Origin of the sequence: Trichlorobacter thiogenes, assembly GCF_900167465.1 — a bacterium.
GTDB classification, from domain to species: Bacteria; Desulfobacterota; Desulfuromonadia; order Geobacterales; family Pseudopelobacteraceae; genus Trichlorobacter; species Trichlorobacter thiogenes.
Window position 1 is genome coordinate 149831 of sequence record NZ_FUWR01000003.1, and the last position, 24967, is coordinate 174797.

Consider the following 24967-nt stretch of genomic DNA (forward strand, 5'->3'; position numbering starts at 1 on the left):
GAAGCGAGGTTTTGCGTCTAAATAAAAAAACTTTTTGATATCAATTTGTTGACCAGCCAATGGCACGAGCATTGGCCGTACCATCTAAATAAGCGGCTACGCCCAAAACGGCACATAACTGCGGTATCTGAGCGAAGTAATCGTAGGGTCTGCCAGCTTGATAATTTCAGCGTCCATCGTATCCCTGATTACCCGTGACACGGATTCCGTCTTCTTTTCAGGCAGTTTGAATCTATCGCGCAAGCTTTGGTTGGTCATCTTCTGATTCATGACGTATCTGAGGCAACAGTGCTGATAGCAAGCCCTGATGCGGTCATTGCGATCCATCTCCTCAAATTCTTTATGTGAGAAAAGAATCGCTTTAGTGTGACGCTCGCCAATGCGGAAATCAGGGGCGGGAAGTTGGTACACCTCAGCGGCATGGATAACCTTATCCACGCCGCTCCCTTTTTCCTCACAGATCCCCATGCGCCTCATCAAGTCGGCAAGCCGTTCATTGCGTGATTGATACTCATCGATAAAACGCTCGGGCGGGATAAACGGTTTGCCGGGGTTGGCTATCTCAATACGATCAGAATAGATTTCAATCATGACGGAGCTGCCGCTTTCCATGAAGTCCTGATGAATCAGGGCATTTGCCACCAACTCGCGGACGGCTATCTCTGGAAACATCTTGACCTCATGACGCAGGGCTGTTTCGATCACCTCATTGCTGGGAATCTGTCCGTTAACAAAATCTATCAACCCTTCAAAACCAACGGCATATCCTTTGCTACCCGGCTTATCCAGACGGGTGTGCAGCTTGCTCGTGCCTTCGTACACAATCACCCGCGGTGCTTTACGGGCAAGATCGGGGAATTCGTCAAGCCGTTTTGCCAGCAGAATAGCCCCTAAACTGGTAATGCCCCACTGTTCCCCCTGTCTAACAATCAAGCGCTCGCGCTCGAAACGATCCAGAACACCCTCACGGTTAGCCGGATAGGGCAGCTTGAGCAGGTCAAAGTAGCTCTGGGAGTCCAACAATCTGACCACCTCGTCTGCACTACATCCCTGCATGGTGTTTTGCGCCAGCCAGTCCGCCTTACCCTCACTAAAGATACTGCGTAACCGGTCTTCGGTCATGGAAACCGTATCCTCAGTAGAACGCATCAGATACGCACCTTCAAACTGGTACGCGGTTCCTGCCGGTCGTGACGGAATCTGAAAGATAACCACCCTTCCGTCGGGATGGCTCACCTCTTCAACATCAACCCGAAAGCGCAGCTTTTCAAAAATCTTAGCCTGGATGTTACTGGTATTGGGGAAGGCAGTGCTGCCGACCACACGGCGCGGCTTTTTGTCGGTCACGCCAAGGATAAACCTGCCGCCACCTTCATTTGCCAGAGCCACACAGTACCGGTACAGCTTGGTAGTGTCGTACTGGTTCTTGGCCTCCTTGAATTCAAGATGCTCGTCTTCACGGGGAGCCGCCATCAGGCGTTCTAGTTCAGGAATGCTGATGCTCATGGCTGACCTGCCACAGGTATTATCGGCTCATCGGATTGTTCCGTCCAATCGGGCCACTGGAACTCCAACCGTCGCGCCACTTCCGGCATCCAGTGCGGGATGCGGCCTTGGCGTTGCTGGGCAAATTTCTGCCAGTCAGTTTGCCAAGCGAGATCGGCAACGGTCTCTGGACTATACGTAGCGCACCAAGCAACTGCGCATAGCCAATAGGGTTGAGCTTTTTTTCTGCTTGCTTGCGACAGCTCATCCCAAACGGTAATTATCTGTTTCATGGAGCTATCACGTTGTTCTAGTGTCATTGAATAGCATGCCTGTACAAAGGCAATGAACAATTGCATAAGTTGCCAACGATAAGAAAATATTGTTGGCTGTATATTATTATGAATGTTTGCCAGGCCGTAATAATCATTTAAATCATTAAGTAGCCAGCAGATAAAACCAGCTAAGCAGTTACTGCTTAACATTTCCTCAGTAAATCGCATTGGATTTTTTTGGGCAAGTCGTTTACGAATGTTTGACGATTGTTTTGCATAATTAAGAGCGTCTTCGTATATTCCAACAGAGCATAAGCAAACGGCATAGTTATTTAGTGATGATGCATAGTCTGGCTCGTAGCGGTCTGGAGTTTTCTGAACTAGTCGCTTGTTGATTTCCAGCGCATTATACATAAACTCAAGAGCATCTTGATTCTGCCCGACATCACTTAAGCGATTTGCAAAGGTATTTAATGATATGGCATAGTCAGATTCATAGCGATCGGGATTATTTTGGGCTAATTGTTTATTTATTTCCAATGATTGTCGTGCAAACATCAAGGCGGTTTCATTTTGTCCGGAATAGCTTAAGTGATTTGCATAGTCGTTTAACGACATAGCATAGGCGGGTTTATAGTTATCCGATTCTTTTTGAGCCAGCCATTTACGAATTTCCAAAGCATGATTAGCGTGGACTAGAGCCGCTTCAAGTTGCCCGGCATCACCCAAGCGGTTTGAGTAGAAGTTTAATGATGTTGAATAACTATATGCAAAGCGCTCTGAATCCAAAGAGTGCAACGACTTAAACAGTTTATATGCTTCTTTAGCACAATAAAGCGCTTGATCATTGCGACCCACCCGACGGAGTGATATCGAGTAATTCATCATTTTCCTTGCGTAATGGGCATGGTTGTCCAAATTTTGTTTTTTGTCTAATTTTTGTCGGGCTTTTTCCACAAGATACTCTTTTACCAAGCACCCCAGTACCGCGAGCTGAACCGAGTCTTGCCGTAGTTGAGGTTCCAGCAAACCGGCAACCTGGCTTTTTGCCAATGGATCCAATCTCGCAAAAGCAGTTTCTGCCACAACAGCAAAATCCCCAGCGGTCTCAATCGCCACAGTCAATACTTCCTGATTACAATGAGCAAAATTACGAGCCAGTGCCTCTGCCGCTGTCTCATGCAAATCTGGGTATTTATCTAACAATCGGGCCAGAACAGTCAGGGTGTGGAGTCGGATGCCCTGAGTAGATCCGTTTGACAGGACAGCATCCAGCAAGCGGGTTGCCTCAGAACCGGCTAGCGTTTGTGCAACCAACGCTTCACCTAACAGGTCAGGTCGTACCGCTTGCAAGCCTTGTTTGCCGGGATAGAGCGGCACCAAGGCTTTGAATAGAGAAGTAAATTCAGCGGGACTCAGCTTGTTTGCATCACTTTTATTCCAATACACCTGGGCATCTCTCGGGGTGGCAAAGCCGCCTGCCAAGGTGGTCAGCGCCAACAGTTGCTGGGCATGCTGTTCCGGTTCACTGAAAATGAAGTTGGCAAGCAAGCGACTCCAGTAACGGCGCTCGTGGTTAAGCAGCGCCCTGGTCAGTCCTTCTGCAGTGGTTGGGCGTTCGCCGTGCAGTGCCAGTAATGCCGCCATCTGCAGGTAAAGCGGTCGCCCGAAATGCTCTCCCGACAGCTCAGGCGTGACCTCCGGCACACGCACCCCCAGAGCATCGGCAAAAGCGCTCAGAGCCTGGCGGTAGGCATGACGACGGCCTTCCTCTTCTGGATGCAGCGGTAACAGCGTATATGGCCCAGTTGTGGCATAGCCGGAGAGCAAGGCTTCACAATGGGGGTCTTTACTGGGCAGATTGTCCCACCACTCCCCGCCATCACGGGCAAGCAACAGTATCCGGATAGGATGCTTGCCGGGTTGCTGTAGGATTGCTTTAACAAGGGCAAGCAGTACCGGTTGTCTGGTTTCGGCATAGTCAATAACAGCCAACACAGGCATGTCGAAAGCATGAAGTTGCTCCCAAGCCTGCTTCATCTCCCGAGGTTCCAGTAGCGCATCCAGAAAACCGGTGTGCCAACCGTTTGCCGCGCGTTGCTGGCAAAGCTCCAGAGCCAAGCGAGTCTTACCCAATCCACCCGCACCGGTAATCAACCGGACTGCGTTCGGCCATTCCCGGTCATCAAGCCAAGCATTCAAGGCATCAAGATCGGGCTGACGGGCAGGGTCAAACGGCACCAACGCCTCTTCCGCCCGCAACAACTGGCTGTCGGCCAGGCCGCTACCGGCTTTCCATTGTCTTGCAGGAATCTGTAAGGGGGAAAAGATGGTCGCTGGAGATTGGGGAGGAGGCGCAGGAGCACTCAGTACTGCTGCGATCTGTTCAGGCGTGACAGGCGGTAAACTCCCTTTCTGTACAGTCCAGCCGAACGCCTGTGTAGCCTGCTCTGCGCAATGTGGCCATGAGAATTTTGCAAGATTATTGCGTAACCGTCCTGCTATGCTACGAGCCTTGTCCGGTTTGTGGGCAATCTCTGTAAGCTTGGCAACGACTGCCGGTAGGTCTTCTTCACGGAAATACGGATCATTGCTGGAGGCACGTACGCTAATTGAGTAGACTTCATTATCCAGGTTCAGTTCATCCAACAACCGAAACACTCCACTGTTTTCACTAATAATCAGGGGGACACCCGCCGCAATTGCCTCCCATGCTGCAAGACCAAAACCTTCATGCCAGGACGGCATCATTGCTACACTTGAACCGCTCAAGTCGGCATAAAGCGTCTGACGATCTTGGGTAAACGGCAAGGTGTGGAGGTTAATAACTCGTTGTGCATATTTTTCCGCAAACTGTTTAAGTTCTGTTTCAGGATTTATCTGGTTGTCCTGGAGCAATGGGGCTTCAAGATCGACACCGCGCAATACCAGCTTGGGTTCTTTACAGAGGCCATCCGGCATGCTTTTATCACATGCTTCTCGGTGCGCCAGGGCAAAGGCGGCAATACCGAGGTATCCCTGTTTAATCCGGGCCGCGTCTTCACTGAGCCGGCCACTGAGAAATGCGGTGAATTTCTTAGGAGGTTCACGAAGCGATATTTCAGCAAGTCCCGGTATCAGCATACAAACCGGTTTTGTGGCCTCAATCATGTCACTCAATGCATCTCGCAAGAGTGGACCTATTGCCAGTACAATATCGGCCTGTTTGAAGAGTGTTGTTTGTTCTTCAACTTTTGTTCTGGCTGTTGCTGAATCTTCGGCATACGACTCGTAGTGATCGTAGCTCATGTGATGTATCAGGGCGGATCGCCCACCAGCCTGTTGTGCCGCTGCAATGGCCGCAGCCCCGGAAATTCTGTCATGGCCGAGCCATACCGTTCTGCCTGGATCAAAGCCGATATCCCGGCGTTTCAACTCATCAAGTGCTGTCTGAGCATGTGTTGTTGAAAGCTGTTTATCCGCTGGAGAATATGGAAGGGGCACCAGGGTTACGTAGGTGTTGCGTGCCTGTTCAATCTCTTCGTTAGTGGCACTGGTTACAACGCAAACAACCTGTATGCCAAGATGATAGGCAACCCCAAGGGCGCTCAGGAAATCAGTATTGAACGAATTTATGCCGCCGTATTTGCTTCCCCATTGTGTGGCAAAAGAGATCAGAGTGTACACGGCCACCTCACCTGCATGTTGAGTTTAGTGGTTTCACCATACAGCAAAAACAGTGACTACCCAAATGATAACAACAAGCTGTTGTAACTTCTACTTGGCGATACATTTTGGGAGATTACATGCCTCCCGCGCCCAGCTCAACAACTCTGCACAGTCCGACCCACGCAGTGCATCCGGCACTGCCAGCCCAAGAAAACGCAACCCCCAGACCAACAACTCAGACTCTTTGCCCGCCACCCGTCCATCAGCTAACGACACCGTATTGTCCCGTTTACTCAGCTTCGCCCCATCCGGTCCGGTTACCAGCGGCAGGTGGCAATAGACCGGTAACGACCAGCCCAGTAGCTGATGCAGCAAAACCTGTCGTGGAGTGGAATCCAGCAGATCATCCCCCCGCACCACTTGATTGACCCCGGTCAGGTGGTCATCCACTACCACCGCCAGCTGATAGGCAAAGAACCCCTCCGCCCGTTTGACTACAAAATCACCTGTTCGATCCAGCTCCGTAGCTATCCTGCCGTGGCGCAGATCATCAAAGGCAATCTGCATCCCATCGGTACGCAACCGCCAGGCCCGCGGTTCACGTCCGGCAGACAGACCGCTACGACAGGTGCCAGGATAGGGGATCTCTTCACCGGGGTGGGGAGCTGAGGCAGAACGGGCGATCTCAGCTCGACTGCAACCACAGGGGTAGACCGCCCCCAGCTTCTGTAGCTGTTCAAAAGACTCGGCGTAGGCAGTTCCATTGTCGCTTTGACGCGTAATGCTACCATCCCAACAGAGCCCAAACCGCTCCATGGTCCGCAGGATATCATCCTCAAACTCCTGCCGACAACGGGGTCCATCCAGATCATCAATCCGCAGCAACCACTGCCCGCCAGCAGCCTTAGCCATCAGCCAACTGCCAACAGCTGCCACCAAAGAACCGGTGTGCAGCGGTCCGGTGGGAGATGGGGCAAAACGACCGATGACCGGACAGGTGGTGTTAGCTCTACCCACCGTCATGATCAGGCTTCCTCGCCTTTACCGTATTCGTTCAGCTTGCGGTACAGGGTTGCAATGCCGATATTGAGGGCAGTGGCTGTACGGGCCTTGTTGTCTCCCATGGCATGCATGGCAGCCAGAATATAATCCCGCTCCAGATCAGCCAGCGGTATGATCGTGCCGGTAATGGCAGGCTTGGGTAGCGCCATCCGTAGTTCTTCAGGCAGATCCTCCACCTGGATTCGCTCACCGCTACTGAGCGCCACTGCATACTCCATGGCATTTTGAAGTTCTCTGACATTGCCGGGCCAATCGTAGCGCAGCAACTGATCAGCGGCCTGGGCGTCAAACCCTGTGATGGTACGCCTTGAACGTTTGGCTGACTCATCCAGAAAGATCCGGGCAAGGGGCAGAATATCCTCCCGCCGTTCCCGCAGCGACGGGATACGCAATTCAATTACGCGCAAACGGTAATAAAGGTCCTGCCTGAACCGTCCGGCAGCCACCTCGTCGGCAAGGTTACGGTTGGTGGCGGCCACCACCCTGATATCAACCTGCCGGGGTTTGTTTTCGCCAACCCGCCTGATTTCCCGTTCCTGCAAGGCACGCAGCAACTTAACCTGCATCCCCGGTGAGATCTCACCGATTTCATCCAGAAAAAGGGTGCCGCCGTTGGCCGCCTCAAATAGCCCCATGGTATCCTTAGCAGCGCCGGTAAAGGCACCCCGCACATAGCCAAACAGCTCACTTTCCAGCAGGGTCTCCGTTACCGCGCCGCAGTTGACCGCCACAAAGGGCCGTCCCATGCGGGCTGATCCTTCATGAATCAACTGGGCGATCCGTTCCTTGCCAGCACCGCTCTCACCGCTGATCACCACCGTTGACTCTACCTTGGCAATCCGACGGGCCATATCAATCGCCTTCCGCATGGCAGGGCTGCGAGCGGTGATACAGGCACACTCCTCCTCGCCGCCATCTCCATCCAGGCAGGATAACTGGCGCTTTCGCGCCCTGAGTTTACTTTCAACCGTTCGTAGCTTTTCAGTCAGTTCTGCCAGCAGCTTGTCGGCAGATTCCATCTGGTAATAGTGCAACTGCTCGTCCAGTTCAGGCCCCCACTGCTCCTTAAAACGTCCCTGCACATGACAAATAGCATCCCCCTTGGCGCAGCAATGGGTCTCGATAAAGTAGACCTCCCGACCTGACCAAGCCGAAACAAAACCGCTGGCAAAGCCGGTCAGGGTCCAGCAGACCGTCTCATCAGACCGCCCGAGATGAAGCAGATGCTGCTCAGCCTCGTAGGAGTTAAGCCAATCAGATTCCACCAACGGGGTACCGCTACTGCCATCGGTTCGCTTGTTGTTAATGACCTCCACCAATCCCAGCAGACTATGCAGGCGAGGGCCGGTCTGGCTATCCTCCAGCAGGCTTGGAAACTCATGCCGTAGCGCCTCAGCAGTCCGACGGCCGTGGGCATAGCCGAAACGGGTCAGGATACTGCGCGCTGCATTCTGACCCAGCGTATCAATCAATTCTTTACGGAGTAACCCCAGGGCCACAGCATCAAATAACAGTGCCCGCTTGCCCATAAACTGGATTATTCCGCCAGCTGGAGAAAAGCTCAGTAACTCCCGTAAATCAAGATCCTCTGCACGCATACGCCCCCCTTTCAATTCAGTAAACAGCCTATCATTTCGATAGAACAAGTCAAGCCACAAACCATACAACTCACGTAAAAACAGCTAGATATACGCATGGCACACCATCTGCAATGGTATCCACAGGTGCACTATCCCTGCACCGCTTCTTACGTTTATCCGGGGGCACGCAGGTGATCGCACCATCTAAAAAAATCCAGGAGGTAGACTCTCATGTTCAGAACCACATTCAAGCTGCTCTTTGTCTTAACACTACTCACCGCCACGGTATCCGCTGTCCACGCGCTCACCGTTGGTGGCCCCCACGCCACCATGGGCTTCAAGTGCGCTGATTGCCACAAGACCGATGCACCCCAGGCAGGTCCTACCAACGAGGCCTGCCTCGCGTGCCACGAAAGCTACGAGAAACTGGCACAGAAGACCAAACCCAAAAAGATCAACCCGGCAGACAAAGAGTCGCACGCCAATCCGCACGAGTCACACATGGGGCCGATCAACTGTACCGATTGCCACCGCACCCACAAACCATCGGAACTGGTCTGTGGACAGTGCCACACCTTCGATTTTGTACCTAAATAACCGGTTCGCAGACAGTTTTCACGTCCCTGACAACGGCTGTTCAGGGACCTACACCCAACACAGGAGGAAGATATGAAGAAGCTGTTGAGTAGTATGGCTTCGGCAGCACTGCTGGTGGCATGTGCGCTACCGGCCTATGCCGAAAAGACTATGGAGGCAGACATTGCGGTTGTCGGCGGAGGGCTTTCCGGCCTGGCTGCAGCTACCCAGGCATCCCAATTGGGGGCCAAGGTAATTGTGCTTGAAAAGCAGGCCAAGGTCGGCGGCACCGGTCTGTTCTGTGAGGGTGTCTTTGCTGCTGAAAGTAAGGTCCAGAAGCGGATCGGCATCAATGTCACCAAAGATTTTGCCTTCAAGCTGATCATGGATTACGGCCACTGGAAGAACAACGGCGCACTGGCCAAGCACTTTGTTGATCGTTCGGCAGAGACCATTGAATGGATGGATGCAATGGGGATCAAGATCGAGTATGTCGGCGTCGGTGGCCATGGCGGCCCTCTGACCTGGCACGTCATCGCACCGGGCCCGGACTACCTCTCCGGCAAGAACAAGCATGATTATCACTGCGAGCGGGTCATCAACGTCTTTAACAAGTATGTCACCGACCATGGTGGCCAGGTTCTGCTGCAGACCCCCGGTACCGATCTGATCAGAGAGGGTAACAAGGTTGTCGGTGTCTGGGCCAAGGACAAGTCCGGCGAAAAGATCCGCATCAACGCCAAGGCAGTGGTTATGGCCACCGGCGGCTTCTCAAGCAACAAGGAGATGATGAAAAAGTACTATCCTGAGTATCCCGACATCACCGCGGTGGGTAACATCGGCAAGGATGGCGACGGCATCAGAATGGGTACTGCAGCCGGTGCCGACCTTGAGGGTATGAACACCGTTGAAGGCTATCGTCCCGGCCTGCCAGGCTTCCACCCGGCCGACCAGATGATCGCCCTGGCCGTACAGCCCTACTTCTGGGTCACTCCCCGCGGTGAGCGTTACACCGATGAGTCTAACATCGTCTTCTGGCCTTACTCAAACAACTCACTGGTCCGTGTTGGTGGTGTGGCCTACTCCATCTATGACGATGCAACCCGCAAGGCAGCCGTTGAACAAGGGATTGAAATGCCGCTGGGTGAGTGGGTGCTGGCCGGCACCAAACTGGTCAAATGGGAAGACTCTTTCAACAAGGAACTGGCCCGCAAGCGTGGTTTTGTCTTCAAGGCCGACACCATTGAAGAACTGGCAAAACAGTTGAAGATGAAGCCTGAGGTGCTGCAGGCCAGCGTTGACCAGATGAACAAGGCTGCCGAAAGCCGTACAGATGAACTGTTTGGCAAGCCAGCCAAATTCCTGCGTAAAGTAGCTACCGGTCCCTTCTATGCAACAAAACTTACCCCACGTCACCTGGGCACCCTGGGCGGCATGAAGGTAACCCGCGACAACCAGGTAGTTGACACCAAGGGCGAGCCGATCAGCGGTCTGTACGCTGTCGGTACTGACTCCGGCGGTATGTATGGTGACTCCTACGACCTGTTACTGGGTGGCGGAACTGCAGGTTACGCCATCAACTCCGGGCGTTTTGCAGCAGAGCACGCTATCAAATATATCAAGCAGTAAGACACCCCTTATATCTGATCAACACCATCAGCCCCGGAGGACAGTATTCCTCCGGGGTTTTGTATGTAATGCACCCCAAACAGACCCTATCAAAATGAGTTACCACCTATCAAAAACAAATCAACAGCAGGCTCACTACAAAATCAACATACTGTTTTTGTTGATTATTTTTTCAAAAGCAGTCTGGCACGGCGACTGCAAATAGCTCGTAAGCCGGGACATAACCGTTACCGGTCATGTCCGGCCCGTGCCATGTGCGTGAAGGGTGCAGACGCCGGGATTCCCCCTCCTTCTCTCCGCCTCAGCCGTTCACGCACATGGCCAAACAACAGGAGAGAAGGCACCAAGCCGGATACCACCGGTTCAGATAGAGCACGTCGCATACGGAAAGGAGGGACTGATTTAAACGCAAAGTAACATCGTGGCATTGATCAGCTACAGCAATGTAGCAATTCCCATGAAGATGCAAAGGAGGCAACAGCATGAAGAAACGAATTATCAGCGCATCAATCATCGCAGCAGCACTTGGCCTGTCCGTACCAGCCATGGCATTGGACGTCACCCCATACGGAGCAATCCGGGTAGGCACCTGGTGGACCTCAAGCACCTACTACAACGGCCAGAACGCGTTGCATGACGCCGATTTTACCCTCGACCTGCAAGGAGACAGCCTTGTCGGTATGCGGGTTAAAGAGGGCGATTTTTCTGGTATCGCAGAAATGGGTGCCTATAACCCCAAAAACCGCGCAGGCGGCGTAGAACTGCGGATGTTGTTTGGTGAGTGGGATTTCGGCGGCGGCAAGGTACGGGTCGGCTATGCCCCCAGCCCTTATGTCTTCCGCTCTGAGCAGACCTACGACAGTGATGGCGGCTTTAACGGTTACGGCTCACTCTGGGATGGCCGCTATGCACAGATTAAAGCAAGCCTGAACAACGGACTCTATCTAACCCTGAAAAAACAGTCGACAAGCAATACCGGTGGCACCTCTAACTTCACCACCAACACGGGACCTGCCTGGCAGAACACCCCGTTTAACCTGACCGCCACCCAGTATGCAGCAACCAACACCAACTACGACACCTATCTGCCCCAGACCACAGTCGGGTACGAAGGCAAGGCCGGCATACTGAAGTACGGTGGTGGTATGGCCTTCAACTTCTACAAAGTTACTCAAACCACCAGTGATGTTGTCACCTCCAAGGACGAAATTTACTCCTATCTCGGCTTTGCCCATGGCACCGTTGACCTGGCACCGGTTGAGCTGAAATTTAATCTGTACACCGGCCAGAACGTGGGCAACCTGATGGCAAACTCTGGCGCAGCCACCGGCTCATACTACTTTAACCGCCATAATGCCTACACCTATGGCGGCTGGGCGCAGGTCGGCTACACCCTGAATAACAAAATCAAAATGTTTACCGGTGCTTCATACGAATCAAATGACACCAAAGAAAGCAAAGTAGATGACCGGATGGCTGCCTTTGCCAACCTGCAGTACGCCGTATCCAAAAACTTCAAGATAGTGCCGGAGTTCACCTATCTAAACGACCTGCGGAGCCGCACAGGCGCTAAAGAACCGCAGATCTATGCTGCCGGCGTCAAGTGGGAGATGACGTTCTAAGAAAAACGGTAGAGGTTAGGCCCTGTAATGAACACAGGGCCTGACCTCCACGGTTTCAAGGCCACGAGGGGACGTGGTTTACGCTGTACCCAGCCAAACAGGTGCAGCCAACAGAAGGAGGGAACCAATGTTTAAGACACTTCGCGTACTTTACGCATCTATCATCGTACTATTCAGCACGGCACTTGGTTATGCCGCACTGCCACTGCCTGAGCAGGTTGCCCGTGATTTTAAACCAATCTCCGGCTATGTCGTACAATCCAGCGGGAATGACTACCTGATTGACCTGGGAATCGGTCAAGGGGTCGTGGCAGGCGACCTGTTCAGTGTTGTCGGCCCCGGAAAGGCGATCACCCATCCGGTGAGCGGCAAGATTATCGGAACCGAGGAACAGGTTAAGGGACTGCTTCGCCTTACGCGCCTCAAAAACGGCTATTCGCAGAGTCGACCGGTGGGTGCCGTGACTGATAGCATCAAACGGGGCGACAGCATCCTGCGTTTTCAGGATATGGCTGCCGTTGTATGGGACTACACCGGCCAGGGTCATCAGCTTGCCAGACAGCTACAGTCAGGCTTGCCCCATCTGCAATGGAAAGACTATGCCGATGCTCAACAAAAACGCCCGACGACACCTGCACGCGCCGAAACCATGACACCGACCCTGTATTTTATCCTCACCAGCCAGACCCTTGAGGTCAGGGGTCCTGATTTTGAGCTCATCCACAGCTATCCGGTTACCGGCACGCCAGCTTCAACCAGCAATGCAACGCTGACGACTGCAGCATTGCCTGCCCTTCCACTGCTACCGGTTATAGCCCCGGCAACAGGAGGCGCAGTCCAGGCCGGTGGCGAACCGATCTGGAACAATGCCAACCTGAAAGGCACACCGATTGGCGTTGCTGTGGGCGACTTTGATGGCGACGGGCGCCAGGAAGCAGCCATCGCCTTCAGTGACCGGATTGAGATCGGCCGCCTGAACGCTGATGGCTACCAGTCACTGGGTGCAATCCGGCTTGCTGGCGGAAGCCAGGCCTATGCGCTGGACGCCGCAGATCTGAACTCAAACGGCCGCACCGAACTGTACGTCTCTGCCATGAACAGCAACGGCAATCCTGCCGGTATCAGCATCGAGTTCCGTGACGGCCGCTACCGGACCACAATCAGCAAGATCTCCTGGCACCTGCGCACGGTGATGCTGCCAGGCGAAGGCAACGTACTGCTGGCCCAGGAATACAACGGCCTGGGGCGCGAATTCAACGGGCCGGTCTTCAGGGTAAAACGCACCGGAGATAGCCTTACTCGTGCCGAAACCTTTCCGCTGCCAAAACGGATCAACCTGTACGGCTTTGCCCTTTTCAGCAGCCAGGGCCGCACACTGGTTGCTAACCTGGATGATGATGGCTACCTCTCCGTCCTTACAGCATCAGGAGAACAGTTGGCCGGTAGCGCAGATACCGTGGGCGGAACAGAATCCTACTTTGAGATGAACGATGAGACCGCCACCGGTGGAGAACCTCGCCAGGTGTACCTGAAAGCCCGCGTTGAGGCGACCAGCCAGGGCAACATCCTGGTCAGCGCCAATAGCGGACTTGGCTTCCTGGGCCGTCTCAGGATGTATGTTAAATCAGAGCTGAAACTATTCCACTGGAACGGCAAAGACCTGCGTGAAACCTGGCATACGACTCCGGAAAAAAGCTATCTGGCAGACTTCAGGCTGCTACCCGGCACGGCTGGTGAGAATTCAAAACTGGTTACTGTCGTGGCTTTCCCGTCAATGAATCCGCTGACTGCACGTACGGCTTCAGTACGGATGTACGATCTGGGAACGCCCTGAGCATCAGGATGCCAGCATTATGACGTACAAAATAATCTGAAGGACACAAAGGCCCGGCACTGTCCGGGCTTTTGTCATTATCACTATCAATATGATAACACCAACCTCCAAAACGACAGGAACACCTACCCGTCGCCACGAAATCAAACAAGTAATTACAAATAGTTACACTCTGGCACAGACCGTGCAATTAACAGCTACAAAACTAAGACCGGACGCTTACGTCAGGTGAGCATCCTCCTTAGGTGGTGCAATGGGGGGGAGAGCAATCTCCCCCAATTTTTCAGCAGACAGCAGATCTCTTCAGTACCAGCCAAAGGAGCATAGACCCATGGCACGATCCTCCATAGAACAGGCAATCAAGGATATCCGCAACGGTAAAATGGTTATTTTGGTTGATGATGAAGACAGAGAGAACGAAGGCGATCTGACCATGGCGGCCGAACATGTCACTCCAGAGGCGATCAACTTCATGGCCAAGTACGGTCGCGGCCTGATCTGTCTGACCCTGACCGAAGAGCGCTGTGACCAGCTTGATCTGCCGCCAATGGTTTCAGAAAACAATTCACCATTCCAAACCGCCTTTACGGTGTCCATTGAGGCGCGCCACGGAGTGACCACCGGCATCTCGGCAGCTGACCGGGCCCATACCATCCTGACCGCCATTGCAGATAACACCGGGCCGGAAAATCTCTCCCGCCCCGGCCATATCTTTCCATTGCGTGCACGGGCCGGCGGGGTACTGGTTCGCACCGGTCAGACCGAAGGTTCGGTGGATCTAGCCCGTCTGGCCGGACTGAAACCAGCCGGAGTGATCTGCGAGATCATGAACGATGACGGCAGTATGGCCCGCATGCCGCAGTTGAAGGAGTTTGCCCTGCGGCACGGCATCCGAATCTGTTCGGTGGCTGATCTGGTGGCCCATCGCCTGCATCACGAATCACTGGTGCGGCCGGTGGCGGAGGCAAAACTGCCCACCTGGGCCGGACAGTTCCGCGTGATCGCCTTTGAGAATGATATTGACGGCCTGGAGCATATCGCACTGATCAAGGGCGAGATCGACCCGGATAAGCCGGTATTGGTCAGGGTGCATTCGGAGTGCCTGACCAGTGACGTGTTCGGTAGCATCCGCTGTGACTGCGGTGGACAGCTAAGCCGGGCCATGGACCAGATCGAGCAGGAGGGTTCAGGCATCCTGTTGTATATGCGGCAGGAAGGCAGAGGGATCGGCCTGATCAACAAGCTTAAAGCCTATGAACTGCAAGATCAAGGCTGCGATACCGTTGAGGCCAACGAGGCACTGGGATTCAAGGCTGATCAGCGTGATTACGGCATTGGCGCCCAGATGCTGAGGGCGTTGGGAGCCAGAAAGATCCGTTTGATGACCAACAACCCCAAGAAGATGATTGGGCTGGATGGGTATGGCCTGACTATTGTTGAACGGATACCGATCGAGATGAAGGCGTTGAGTACCAATGTCCGCTACCTGCAGACGAAACGGGAAAAACTCGGGCACCTGCTGGCTGTCTGCTAAAGAGATGGGGGAAGTCATGGCCGTCCGCAACCAGCAGTTGTTCCAAGGATTGTTTCTGATCAACTTCCTGATCTCGCTGGGGTTCGGTGTCAGCGACGCCTTTTTCCCGCTCTATTGCCAGAGCATCGGGGCCCGGGGTCTGCTGCTGGGTGTAGCGGTTGGCGGGTATGCGCTGTCTAAGATCATCTTCAGCCCGATCATGGGGTCGCTGGCAGACCGTTTTGGTCGGCGACAGCTGGTTATTACCAGTCTGCTGGTGTACCTGCTGGTTTCATGTAGTTACCTGGTGACCAACAACCTGGTTGTGGTGGTCTGCCTGCGCCTGTTGCAGGGTGCCGGTTGCGCCATGTTCCGCCCGGTGGTGCAGACCCTGATTGCTGATCATACCAGCAGCCAACAATGGGGCAAGGCCATGGGCAGTTTTGACATCTCTTTCTACGCCGCACTCAGCTGCGGCCCGATCATCGGCGGCATCATCATGGATCAGGCAGGCTTTCAAGGGCTATTCAGCGTCCTGATCATCTGCAGCATGGCCGCGCTGGGACTGGCCTTTGCCATAATCCCGCGACAGTTGAGACCATCTCAGGCTTCAGCAGAGATTCCTGTACAGCCTGGAATCAGTGCCCTGTACCGCCAGAGCGGCACGCTGCAGGGGCTGCTGCTGTTCATCTTCGGCAGGGCCTGCGGTATCACGGCCTGCGGGACATTTCTGCCGATCCTGCTTTCATCAAAACTGGGGATGAGCGGGGTACAGGTGGGGATCATCATGGCCTCGGCCACCCTGATCATGACGTTACTGCTGCGCCCGGCAGGCCGGATAGCCGACCGGGTTCCCCGCAGACTGCTGGTGATCTGCGGCGGCACGATGGTACCCTTACTCTATATGCTGCTGCCCGTTGCAGCCGACTTCATGCAGATGCTCGGTGTCACACTGGGGATCGGCGCCTTCAGCGCCCTTTCACAGCCGGCCACCAGTGCCCTGCTGGCTGAAGAGGGGCAACGGCTGGGGATGGGGACCTCGATCGGCACCTTCCATGCCTTTTTAAACCTGGGATTTGTAGCGGGTCCACTGGTGGGGTCACTATTACAGAGTTCAGCAGGGCTGCAGGGGGTGTTTATCGCCATCGGCCTGATCGGACTCTGCACTGTTGCCGGGTTTATCCTGAATAAGCCGATGCGAAAACTGGCGACTGCGCGAGTCTAACGCCTGAATTCGCACGGTTCCAGACCTTACGGCCAATCACCGGTAACTGACCTTCCCCTACAATTGCTCCACAATCAGCTGCCGTGCCAATTCTAACTCCTCATCCTTTGACGCGATCAAGCCATCCAGCCGAGCCGACAGCAGTCGCTCTTTCATCGTACGGATGGCAGGCCCCCGTGGCACTCCCAAGTCCTGCAATTCTGTGCCGCTTACCAGCGACTTTACTTCAGCAAGTCTGGTCAGGTAATGGGACACCAACCGCCGCAACTCGTCCTGACCACTGCGGGCAAGACCGTACAGCAGCAGCTCGAGCGGCATGCCATGCAGCAGGGTATAAAGCTGGCTGTTAGAGATTTCCTGCCCACGGCCCAGAGCCTGCCTCAAGTGCTGTAACCGTTTTAAGGCCTTGTGCCGATGACCAAAGATCCGCTCCATCAGACGTTCAGGCATCATCAAGCGCTGGCAGACCTCCAGATACTGAGGAGAATCAAGGCGGTCCATCAATGCCAGGAACCAGACGGTCCAGGGTTCCAGCGGCGTTTCCAGATAGAGCAGCTGGTACCAGGCCAGTACCCGCTCCAGCTCTGCAAATAGTTGTTCACTGTCTGGTCCAAACCGCAGTCCCGTATGAATACAGGGCAGCAACCCCAGCTGGGCCATCCGCTTGACCGCCAGGGTTGGTTCCTGCTCTTTCAGGATCTGGATCAATTCCCCCATCAAGCGCTTGCCACCAACCCGCTCCACCAGTCCGGCCCGGACCGCAGAACGCAGCAGACCTTCGGTATGGGGGTCAAGCTGAAAACTCAGCCGCTGTTCAAAGCGGATCGCCCTGAAGGCGCGGGTCGGATCTTCCACAAAGGAAAGGTTGTGCAGCACCCGCACCGTTTTATCCTGCAGGTCTTTCTGGCCGCCAAAGAAATCAAGCAGGACACCGAAACGATCATGGTTCAGGCAGAGCGCCAGGGTGTTGATGGTAAAGTCGCGGCGGTAGAGATCATGACGCAAGGAGGCCCGCTCCACCGTGGGTAAAACACCGGGGGAGTCATAGTATTCCAATCGGGTGCTAGCCACATCCAGCTTGCGGCCATCGGGAAAGACCACCACTGCGGTGCCAAAGGCCTGGTGGGGTCGCACCCTGCAACCGTGCTGCTCGCCAAAGGTCTCGGCAAAAAAGATCCCATCCCCCTCAATCGTAATATCAAGATCAAGATTAGGCAGATCCAGCAGCAGATCCCGCACAAAGCCGCCCACCGCATGCACCGCCACCCCTTGTTCATCACCACTGTTACCCAACAGTTCCAGCAGTTGGACCGAATCAGCGGGCAGACGTCTTCTGAGCAGGGTGGCCAGATCCCGCTGCTTTGGCTCAGGAGAAAGCCGTTCCAGATCGTAGAGGGTCTCACCATCCCTGCTGCTACCGTGCAGATGACGCAACAGGTCAGTGCGGGTCACCACCCCCACCAGCTGGTCACCGTCAAAGACCGGCACAAAACGGCGGTCACCACCCACCATATGGTCCATGACCGTTGTCAGCGGGGTATCAGGGGTGGCATGCATCACTGCGGTGTGCATCACCTCAGTTACCGGACGATCACCCAGGCCATGGTAGACGGTCTTTTCCGCCACCTTGCGGGTGATGATCCCCAGCAACTGCTCTCCCTGCAGCACCGGCATGGCGCTGTAGTTGTAGCGCACCAGCAGATCCCGGGCACCCAGCACCGTGGTTTCTGCGGGCAAACTACGAACCGGTGATGACATAATCTGTCCCACTGTCTTGCGGGGATGCACTATCAGCAGTAGATTCCGTTCAAGCCGCTCCAACACAACGGACAACGGCTCGCCCTTAACCGTTGCCGAGGCAGCAGAGGCATGGCCGCCGCCACCAAAGAGACGCAGCAGCTCCCCCACATCCACCTCAGGCACCCGACTGCGGGCCACCAGATAGATCCGGTCTGCCATGGCCACCACCAGCACCAGCAGATCCAGGTTCTCCATATCCCGCATCATATGGGCCAGACCGGCAATATCCCCCACATACCAGGGGCGACTGGCATGGGCCACAGAAATCCGCACTCCGCTGACTTCACTGGTCTTCAGGGTTGAAAGCAGATCATGCAGCAGCTCCACCTGCGGCGTGGTCAATTCCGGCGACAGGATCTCATCCGCCAGATGCAGCCGTGCGCCCCGCTCCAGCAGCCAGGCAGCAGCACGATAGTCCTCCGGCGTGGTCGTGGGGAACAGCAACCGTCCGGTATCTTCATGGATGCCCAGCAGCAACAGGGTTGCTTCTGCAGGGGTTGGTTCTATCCCCCGCTCACGCAGCAGCTCTGTCATAATGGTGCTGGTGGCGCCAACAGGCCGGACAATGCCGTCTGAAGCAGTAATACTGTCAACAGTGGCTGGATGGTGATCATAGAGATGGAGCGTCAGGCCGGGCCGCTCCAGCAGTTCTGCAAAACGACCAATACGAGAGGGCTGCTGGCAATCAACAATAATCAGGCGCGTGATGCTGGAGAGATCAATATCTTTGGAACGAACAAGCGAAGGGAGCAGATCAGGATGACGGGCAGAAAAGTCGCGCAGATTTTTTTCCTGAGAACCGGGAAAGGAAAGCAGGGCTCCGGGATAAAGCCGCCCGGCAGCTGCCAGGGAGCCCAGACAATCGAAGTCAGCATTCAGATGTGAGATGACCAGATCCATGGAGTCACTTTCCGGCTAACTTACTCTCCCAGCGCCAGGCATCTTCAACAATAGTTTTTAAACTATTAAAGCGTGGACGCCAATCGGTCAGCTGTTTGATCTTCTCGGCCTGGGCGATCAGGCAGGCCGGATCACCGGGACGGCGGCCTTCTTCAACCACCTTGAAGTCAACGCCGCTGACCTGCTTAACCATGGCCATCACTTCCCGCACGCTACTGCCTTTGCCATAGCCCACATTGATGGCAGTGGACTCACCACCCTTATCCAGGTAGCCAAGGGCCGCCAGGTGGGCTGCTGCCAGGTCTTCAATATGGATATAGTCACGGATGCCGGTGCCGTCAGGCGTGGGATAGTCCGTGCCGTAGATGGCTGCCTGCTGACGCTGGCCAAGGGCGGTCTGGCAGGCGATCTTGATCAGGTGGGTAGCTTCAGGCGTACGCTGACCAATCCTGGCCTGGGGATCAGCCCCGGCAACGTTAAAGTAGCGCAGGGCAACATATTTAAGGCCGTGGGCAGCTGCCGTGTCCCGCAGCATCCATTCGCTCATCAACTTGGAGGTGCCATAGGGGTTGATCGGCGCCAGCAGGGTCTCTTCCGAGGCACTGCCCCCTTCAGGAAAACCATAGACCGCGGCGGTGCTGGAGAAGACAAAGCGCTCAACGCCGTGTCGCACACAGGTCTCCAACAACCCGAGGGTATTACGGGTGTTGTTACCGTAATATTTAAGCGGCAGGGAAACCGATTCCGGCGCCACAATGGCGGCGGCAAAATGCAGCACGGTCTTGAAGCGGTACTTTTGAAAAGTCGCTTCCAGAGTTGCATGATCGGCCAGTTCAGCCTGAATCAGCTCTTCACCATGCAACAATGCGTCACGAAATCCGGTGGAAAGGTTGTCATAAACCACCACCTGATGGCCTGCCTCAGAAAGCTGTCGCACCACATGGCTACCAATATAGCCACATCCACCGGTTACCAGAATTTTGTCTGACATAGTTTGTCCTATAGATAGCGTTGGATTGCCTGCATTGATCGTTCTAAACGTTCACGACTGTGGGCCTCAAGGGTCCAGACCGCCTGGGGTGCGTACTGTTTCAGCAGATCGGTTACCTTCTGGAAGTCAATCTCCCCTTCCCCAACCGGCAGGTGTTCATCAGCCACGCCATGATTATCGTGCAGATGGCTTTCAATAATAAAACTGCCCAGGGCAGTGAACCACTCTTCCAGCGACACGGTACAGAACATATTAAAATGGCCGCTGTCAAAACAGTGTCCAAAGAGGGTTCTATCAAGCTGATTCAGGACCTGCACCAGGGTTGAGGGTTCTTCTTCAAAGATATTTTCCAGGGCCACCTTGCAACCGGCCTGCCTGATGCGGGGCAGTTGCTGTTGCCAGAAGGAAACCGTATTGGCAACCCAGGTATCAACCGCAGAACCATAGGAAAGCCGACTATAACCGGGATGAAACACCACCACCCGGGCCTTGAGTATTTCCGCGCAATCCAAGGTCTGCTCAACCCGTTGGCGGGTGGTTTCACGCACTGCCCGATCAACCGAGCCGGGATTCAGATCCATAAAGGTGGCGTGGATGGTACAGGACAGGCCATGGCTGGCCAGGTCATTGGCCAAGGTCTGCAGAGCAGCCGTATTCAACGTATCCAAAGAATCAGCCGGAAGGTACAGCTCTGGGTTGATCAGCTCCTCCAGCAGGTATGAGCGATGCTCTGCCAAGCGGGGCCAGGGTATATGGGCACAAAGCAGGCTAGGCATGGGCAGCATCCCCCTGTTTACGGCGGGCGCTATGTCCAGGTTCTATCCGACGTTTGACCAGCTCCTCAAGTTTATCCACCGATTCAGGGTCCCCCAGCACAATCAGGGTGTCCCCCTCGTCAATGGCAGCCTGGGGGTTAGGGTTAAAGACCATGTGACCATGGGATTTCTTGATGCCGACAATAATGACACCGGTCTCTTTGCGAAAGCCGGTACTGACCAGGGTGTGACCGGCAAATTCGGAATCATGGGGGATACTGATCTCTTCCATCTGCAGATCAAGGTGTTCACTGGCAGTGGCAATCTCGATAAAATCAACCACGTTGGGACGCAGGATTGACTGGGCCATCCGCATACCGCCAATGGCATAGGGAGAAACCACCTTGTTGGCCCCGGCCCGCTTCAGCTTTAACTCAGTTCCTTCTTCACCGGAACGGGCCAGAATATGCAAATCCGGATTCAACCCCCGGGCGGTCAAGGTAATATAAACGTTCTCAGAATCCGAGGTAACCACCGAGACCAGACCGGTTGCCCGCTGAATACCGGCCCGGATCAGGGTTTCATCAAGGGTGGCATCCCCCTTCATCCAGAGGTAACGATTATCTTCAATCCGCTCCACCACATCGGTATTGCGCTCTACAATCACAAACGGGACATCATTGGCTGCCAGCTCGCGACAGATCATGGAGCCGATCCGGCCAAAACCGCAGATGATGTAATGATCCTTGAGGGCGTCTATCCTTTTTTCCACCTTTTTCCTCCCGATGATCCGCTGAATCTGCCCTTCAAACATCAACTGGGCCATACTGCTGACCAGGTAGCCCAGGGTGCTAACCCCGAATACAATCAGGACCATAGTAAAAAGTTTGCCCTGATCAGTCAGATCATGGACCTCTTTAAATCCGATGGTGGCCAGCGTTATCACCGTCATATAGAGAGCGTCCAGAAGGCTCCAGCCCTCAATGACCATATACCCGCTGGTCCCCATGGTCAGCAGCAGCAACAATATGCCAATCGATATTTTAAGCCGTCGGACCGGATCCATGCACAAACCTCTATCTGATTCAGATGCTGCACCCTACTACCTGAACTAGTAAAATTCAAGCGACTTTGGTGCATTCAGTGCCATAACAAACCAGCTTTACAGGCAGAACTCATGAAAATGAAATCGATTCAATTGACAAACAGTGCATACTGTATACAATAATACCACTATCTTTGGGAGCTGCCACCGGACACCATGAAAAGATTAAAAGAAAAACACTTGACTCTGCGGGAAAAGATTCTTGAAACCATCCGAGACGCCATCATCTCCGGCACCATAAAATCAGGTAGCCGCGTATCAGAACCGGATCTTGCCGAGCGATTCGGCATCAGCCGCACCCCTATCCGGGAGGCATTCCGACAGCTTGAGTCAGAAGGCTATCTTACCGTGATCCCGCGCAAGGGAGCGGTGGTGAGCGCCTTTACCCAGAAGGATGTAGAAGAATTTTACGCCATTAAAAGCATCCTGGAAGGGTATGCTGCCCGGCTGGCCTGCAGCAAGCTGAGCACCAAAGAGATCGACCGGCTCCACACCATCAATGAACGTCTGTCAGAACTGTGCGAACATTCCGATATCAAACAGTTCTTCAAGGTCCACAACGATTTCCACGATCTTTTCATTAAGGCGGCTGACAACGATAAACTACGGGAGATGATCAACCTGCTGGTGACCCGTTTTCAGCGGCTGCGCCTGATGTCCCTTTCACAACCGGGCCGGATGGCGGTTTCAGTGCAGGAGCACACCAAGATTATTACCGCCTTCCGCGAACGAAACTGCGAAGCTGCCGAACTGCTGGTACGTAAAAATGCAGAGTACGGCGGCAAGGTACTGCTGGACGAAACCGCCTGCCAGCCAGGCGAGGCAATGGATCTCTAGGGGGCTGCCATGAGCGGACTACCACAGGATACCAGACGTAAACTCCCCAAAATGGACAAGGTACTGTCCTGGCCCGAGATCACCTCACTGCGGTCGCTTACCAGCCATGTCGGCCTGAAAAATGCGGTCCGCAACGTACTTGATCAGCTACGCACGGCACTTTCTTCCAACCCTGCAACCGATCTCACCCCCACCTCCATCAGCCATCTGGTACGCAACCAGATCCGTATTGCCGAGACCCCCAGCCTGCGGCGGGTAATTAACGGCAGTGGCGTGGTGATACATACCAATCTGGGACGATCGCCCCTGGCCCATGCAGCAGAAGCAGCACTGCGCGATACCGCCTGGGGCTACAGCAATCTTGAATTTGATCTGGAACAGGGAGAACGTGGCGAGCGTTACAGCCATGTGGAAAATCTGATCTGCGAACTGACCGGTGCCGAGGCGGCCCTGGTGGTGAATAACAACGCCGCCGCAGTCATGCTGGCCCTCTCCAGCCTGGCAGAAGGCCAGGAAGTAATTGTCTCCCGCGGTGAGCTGGTCGAGATTGGTGGTTCCTTCAGGATCCCTGATGTCATGCGTCAAAGCGGTGCAACGCTGGTAGAGGTGGGCACCACCAACCGGACCCACCCCCGTGATTACATCGGGGCGATCACCGAACAGACCGCCCTGTTACTAAAGGTCCACACCAGCAACTTTGCGGTGGTCGGCTTCACGGCAGAGGTCAATACTGAAACCATGGTACGGATCGGCCAGGAAGCAAGCATCCCCACTATGGTTGATGCCGGAAGCGGATGCCTGATTGATCTTGCACCGTTTGGTATCTGTGGCGAAGCCACTGTCCAGCATCATCTGCAGGCCGGAGCCGACGTCGTTACCTTCAGCGGCGATAAGCTGCTGGGCGGCCCCCAGGCCGGGCTGATTGCAGGACGTCGTGATCTGGTTGAGAAGATGAAACGACACCAGCTGTTACGGGCATTACGCATTGACAAGCTGACTCTTGCGACACTTGAGGCGACCTTACGTCTCTACCGTGACGAGCGGGTGGCGCTGACTGAAATACCGACCCTGCGGATGCTGACCATGCCGCTGGACACGATCTCCAGCCAGGCACGCCGGATGCTGCGGCGCTTACGCGCCCTCCTGCCCCCACAGTTTACCCTGACTCTGCAGGATGGCTTCTCAAGTCCGGGCGGGGGCACCTACCCTCTTCTGCAGCTTCCCAGCCGTTTGATAGAGGTAACCGTTAACGGTGTGCCGCCAAAGCGCCTGGAAGAACTGCTGCGCAGCACGACGCCTCCTGTTGTGGGGCGTCTCCAGAAAGACTGTTTCCTCCTGGATGTGCGCACCCTGACCGACGCCGAGATTCCACTACTGGCTTCGGCCCTTGTCCAGGCCCTTGAGGTGACTCCATGAGTAAACCACGTGCCTTTGCCCTGATACCTGCTGCAGGAATGGGAAAGCGGATGGGGGCCTCCATGAACAAGCAGTACCTGCAGCTGGGGGGCAAACCGATTGTTGCCCGCACCCTGCAGGTCTTCCAGGACAGTCCGCTGATCAGCGGCATCATACTGGTCATCCCGGAAGACGAGATCCCCTACTGCCGTCGTGAAGTTGTCGAAAAATATCAGCTAACAAAGGTATTGGATGTTGTTCCCGGTGGTTCTGAACGCCAACATTCGGTTATGAATGGACTGCGTGCCTTGCAAAATCTTGCAGCGGCTGAAGACATCATCCTGATCCATGATGGTGTGAGGCCTTTTATTGATGAAGGTATCCTGCAGCAGTCCATTGATCTGGCCGGCAGTGGGGTTGGCGCCCTGGTTGCGGTTCAAAGCAAAGACACCATCAAGGTGGTGCGGGATGGTGTTGTTATCTCCACACCGGAACGCTCCACCCTCTGGCAGGCCCAGACGCCCCAGAGCTTCAGGTATGGGCAGATTCTGCAAGCCCACCAGCAAGCAGTGCAGGATAACTTTGTCGGTACCGATGATTGCTCACTGTTTGAGCGTAGCAATGAACCGGTCAAGATCATTACCGGCAGCTACCGCAACATCAAGATTACCACACCGGAAGACCTGGTGCTTGCCGAGGCCTTTCTGAGTCAACAAGGCGGAGGTCAACCATAAA

At 54.6% G+C, this 24967-nt stretch carries 17 protein-coding genes; 9 read left to right on the forward strand and 8 right to left on the reverse strand.

The genetic code is table 11. The features are described 5' to 3' along the window. Positions 1–96 precede the first annotated feature (96 nt). The 4 genes from B5D39_RS04940 to B5D39_RS04955 form a co-directional block, all read right to left on the reverse strand. The gene (locus B5D39_RS04940) at positions 97–1506 is read right to left on the reverse strand and encodes an ATP-binding protein (RefSeq protein WP_078789289.1); all 1410 of its coding nucleotides are present in this window, start codon (positions 1504–1506) and stop codon (positions 97–99) included. Next, positions 1503–5426 carry a tetratricopeptide repeat protein gene (locus B5D39_RS04945; protein WP_078789290.1) on the reverse strand — a complete coding sequence of 1308 codons (3924 nt, stop codon included), beginning with the start codon at positions 5424–5426 and terminating at the stop codon, positions 1503–1505. Before B5D39_RS04945 ends, B5D39_RS04940 begins: the two co-directional genes overlap by 4 nt. A 90-nt stretch (positions 5427–5516) precedes the next feature. Continuing rightward, on the reverse strand, positions 5517–6431 hold the full coding sequence (gluQRS, locus tag B5D39_RS04950; RefSeq protein WP_078789291.1) for a tRNA glutamyl-Q(34) synthetase GluQRS: 915 nt from the start codon (positions 6429–6431) through the stop codon (positions 5517–5519). Between the two features lie 2 nt (positions 6432–6433). Continuing rightward, on the reverse strand, positions 6434–8068 hold the full coding sequence (locus B5D39_RS04955; RefSeq protein ID WP_078789292.1) for a sigma-54-dependent Fis family transcriptional regulator: 1635 nt from the start codon (positions 8066–8068) through the stop codon (positions 6434–6436). Positions 8069–8281: 213 nt separating this feature from the next. Here B5D39_RS04955 and B5D39_RS04960 point away from each other — a divergent pair, with 213 nt between their 5' ends. The 6 genes from B5D39_RS04960 to B5D39_RS04985 all read left to right on the forward strand — a co-directional run bounded on the left by B5D39_RS04960 (position 8282) and on the right by B5D39_RS04985 (position 16449). After that, the gene (locus B5D39_RS04960; RefSeq protein ID WP_078789293.1) at positions 8282–8647 is read left to right on the forward strand and encodes a cytochrome c3 family protein; all 366 of its coding nucleotides are present in this window, start codon (positions 8282–8284) and stop codon (positions 8645–8647) included. A 72-nt stretch (positions 8648–8719) separates the two neighbouring features. After that, a complete protein-coding gene (locus B5D39_RS04965; RefSeq protein ID WP_078789294.1) occupies positions 8720–10255 on the forward strand; it encodes an FAD-dependent oxidoreductase in 1536 nt (511 codons plus the stop codon). Between the two features lie 482 nt (positions 10256–10737). Next, positions 10738–11877, forward strand: coding sequence for a TonB-dependent receptor (locus B5D39_RS04970; protein ID WP_078789295.1), 1140 nt, complete (start codon positions 10738–10740; stop codon positions 11875–11877). Positions 11878–12004: 127 nt separating this feature from the next. Beyond that, complete coding sequence (locus B5D39_RS04975) at positions 12005–13711, forward strand: FG-GAP repeat domain-containing protein (protein WP_078789296.1); 1707 nt, start codon at positions 12005–12007, stop codon at positions 13709–13711. Between the two features lie 331 nt (positions 13712–14042). Further along, positions 14043–15245 carry a bifunctional 3,4-dihydroxy-2-butanone-4-phosphate synthase/GTP cyclohydrolase II gene (locus B5D39_RS04980; RefSeq protein ID WP_078789297.1) on the forward strand — a complete coding sequence of 401 codons (1203 nt, stop codon included), beginning with the start codon at positions 14043–14045 and terminating at the stop codon, positions 15243–15245. Positions 15246–15261: 16 nt separating this feature from the next. Then, the gene (locus B5D39_RS04985) at positions 15262–16449 is read left to right on the forward strand and encodes an MFS transporter (protein ID WP_078789298.1); all 1188 of its coding nucleotides are present in this window, start codon (positions 15262–15264) and stop codon (positions 16447–16449) included. A 57-nt stretch (positions 16450–16506) separates the two neighbouring features. Here B5D39_RS04985 and B5D39_RS04990 read toward each other — a convergent pair whose 3' ends face one another. From B5D39_RS04990 to B5D39_RS05005, 4 genes are read right to left on the reverse strand one after another with little or no spacing between them, the layout of a single operon-like run. After that, the gene (locus tag B5D39_RS04990) at positions 16507–19149 is read right to left on the reverse strand and encodes a CBS domain-containing protein (protein WP_078789299.1); all 2643 of its coding nucleotides are present in this window, start codon (positions 19147–19149) and stop codon (positions 16507–16509) included. Between the two features lie 4 nt (positions 19150–19153). After that, a complete protein-coding gene (gene galE, locus B5D39_RS04995) occupies positions 19154–20140 on the reverse strand; it encodes a UDP-glucose 4-epimerase GalE (RefSeq protein ID WP_078789300.1) in 987 nt (328 codons plus the stop codon). An 8-nt stretch (positions 20141–20148) separates the two neighbouring features. Then, positions 20149–20916, reverse strand: coding sequence for a sugar phosphate isomerase/epimerase family protein (locus B5D39_RS05000; protein ID WP_078789301.1), 768 nt, complete (start codon positions 20914–20916; stop codon positions 20149–20151). Next, a complete protein-coding gene (locus B5D39_RS05005; protein ID WP_078789302.1) occupies positions 20909–21961 on the reverse strand; it encodes a potassium channel family protein in 1053 nt (350 codons plus the stop codon). Before B5D39_RS05005 ends, B5D39_RS05000 begins: the two co-directional genes overlap by 8 nt. Positions 21962–22156: 195 nt before the next feature. Between B5D39_RS05005 and B5D39_RS05010 the strand changes: the two genes are divergently transcribed. From B5D39_RS05010 to ispD, 3 genes are read left to right on the forward strand one after another with little or no spacing between them, the layout of a single operon-like run. After that, positions 22157–22837 carry a GntR family transcriptional regulator gene (locus tag B5D39_RS05010; RefSeq protein WP_078789303.1) on the forward strand — a complete coding sequence of 227 codons (681 nt, stop codon included), beginning with the start codon at positions 22157–22159 and terminating at the stop codon, positions 22835–22837. 9 nt (positions 22838–22846) lie between these two features. Next, positions 22847–24253: an L-seryl-tRNA(Sec) selenium transferase gene (selA, locus tag B5D39_RS05015; RefSeq protein WP_078789304.1), complete on the forward strand. Its 1407-nt coding sequence runs from the start codon at positions 22847–22849 to the stop codon at positions 24251–24253. Beyond that, the gene (gene ispD / locus B5D39_RS05020; RefSeq protein WP_078789305.1) at positions 24250–24966 is read left to right on the forward strand and encodes a 2-C-methyl-D-erythritol 4-phosphate cytidylyltransferase; all 717 of its coding nucleotides are present in this window, start codon (positions 24250–24252) and stop codon (positions 24964–24966) included. Before selA ends, ispD begins: the two co-directional genes overlap by 4 nt. The last annotated feature ends 1 nt before the right edge of the window (position 24967 follow it).

What these genes read in the sequence shown, in the direction of transcription:
- B5D39_RS04940 (WP_078789289.1), bottom strand. Translation starts at nt 1,506, where the DNA reads ATGAGCATCAGCATTCCTGAACTAGAACGCCTGATGGCGGCTCCCCGT.
- gluQRS (WP_078789291.1), bottom strand. Translation starts at nt 6,431, where the DNA reads ATGACGGTGGGTAGAGCTAACACCACCTGTCCGGTCATCGGTCGTTTT.
- B5D39_RS04955 (WP_078789292.1), bottom strand. Translation starts at nt 8,068, where the DNA reads ATGCGTGCAGAGGATCTTGATTTACGGGAGTTACTGAGCTTTTCTCCA.
- B5D39_RS04960 (WP_078789293.1), top strand. Translation starts at nt 8,282, where the DNA reads ATGTTCAGAACCACATTCAAGCTGCTCTTTGTCTTAACACTACTCACC.
- B5D39_RS04965 (WP_078789294.1), top strand. Translation starts at nt 8,720, where the DNA reads ATGAAGAAGCTGTTGAGTAGTATGGCTTCGGCAGCACTGCTGGTGGCA.
- B5D39_RS04970 (WP_078789295.1), top strand. Translation starts at nt 10,738, where the DNA reads ATGAAGAAACGAATTATCAGCGCATCAATCATCGCAGCAGCACTTGGC.
- B5D39_RS04975 (WP_078789296.1), top strand. Translation starts at nt 12,005, where the DNA reads ATGTTTAAGACACTTCGCGTACTTTACGCATCTATCATCGTACTATTC.
- B5D39_RS04980 (WP_078789297.1), top strand. Translation starts at nt 14,043, where the DNA reads ATGGCACGATCCTCCATAGAACAGGCAATCAAGGATATCCGCAACGGT.
- B5D39_RS04985 (WP_078789298.1), top strand. Translation starts at nt 15,262, where the DNA reads ATGGCCGTCCGCAACCAGCAGTTGTTCCAAGGATTGTTTCTGATCAAC.
- B5D39_RS04990 (WP_078789299.1), bottom strand. Translation starts at nt 19,149, where the DNA reads ATGGATCTGGTCATCTCACATCTGAATGCTGACTTCGATTGTCTGGGC.
- galE (WP_078789300.1), bottom strand. Translation starts at nt 20,140, where the DNA reads ATGTCAGACAAAATTCTGGTAACCGGTGGATGTGGCTATATTGGTAGC.
- B5D39_RS05000 (WP_078789301.1), bottom strand. Translation starts at nt 20,916, where the DNA reads ATGCCTAGCCTGCTTTGTGCCCATATACCCTGGCCCCGCTTGGCAGAG.
- B5D39_RS05005 (WP_078789302.1), bottom strand. Translation starts at nt 21,961, where the DNA reads ATGGATCCGGTCCGACGGCTTAAAATATCGATTGGCATATTGTTGCTG.
- B5D39_RS05010 (WP_078789303.1), top strand. Translation starts at nt 22,157, where the DNA reads ATGAAAAGATTAAAAGAAAAACACTTGACTCTGCGGGAAAAGATTCTT.
- selA (WP_078789304.1), top strand. Translation starts at nt 22,847, where the DNA reads ATGAGCGGACTACCACAGGATACCAGACGTAAACTCCCCAAAATGGAC.
- ispD (WP_078789305.1), top strand. Translation starts at nt 24,250, where the DNA reads ATGAGTAAACCACGTGCCTTTGCCCTGATACCTGCTGCAGGAATGGGA.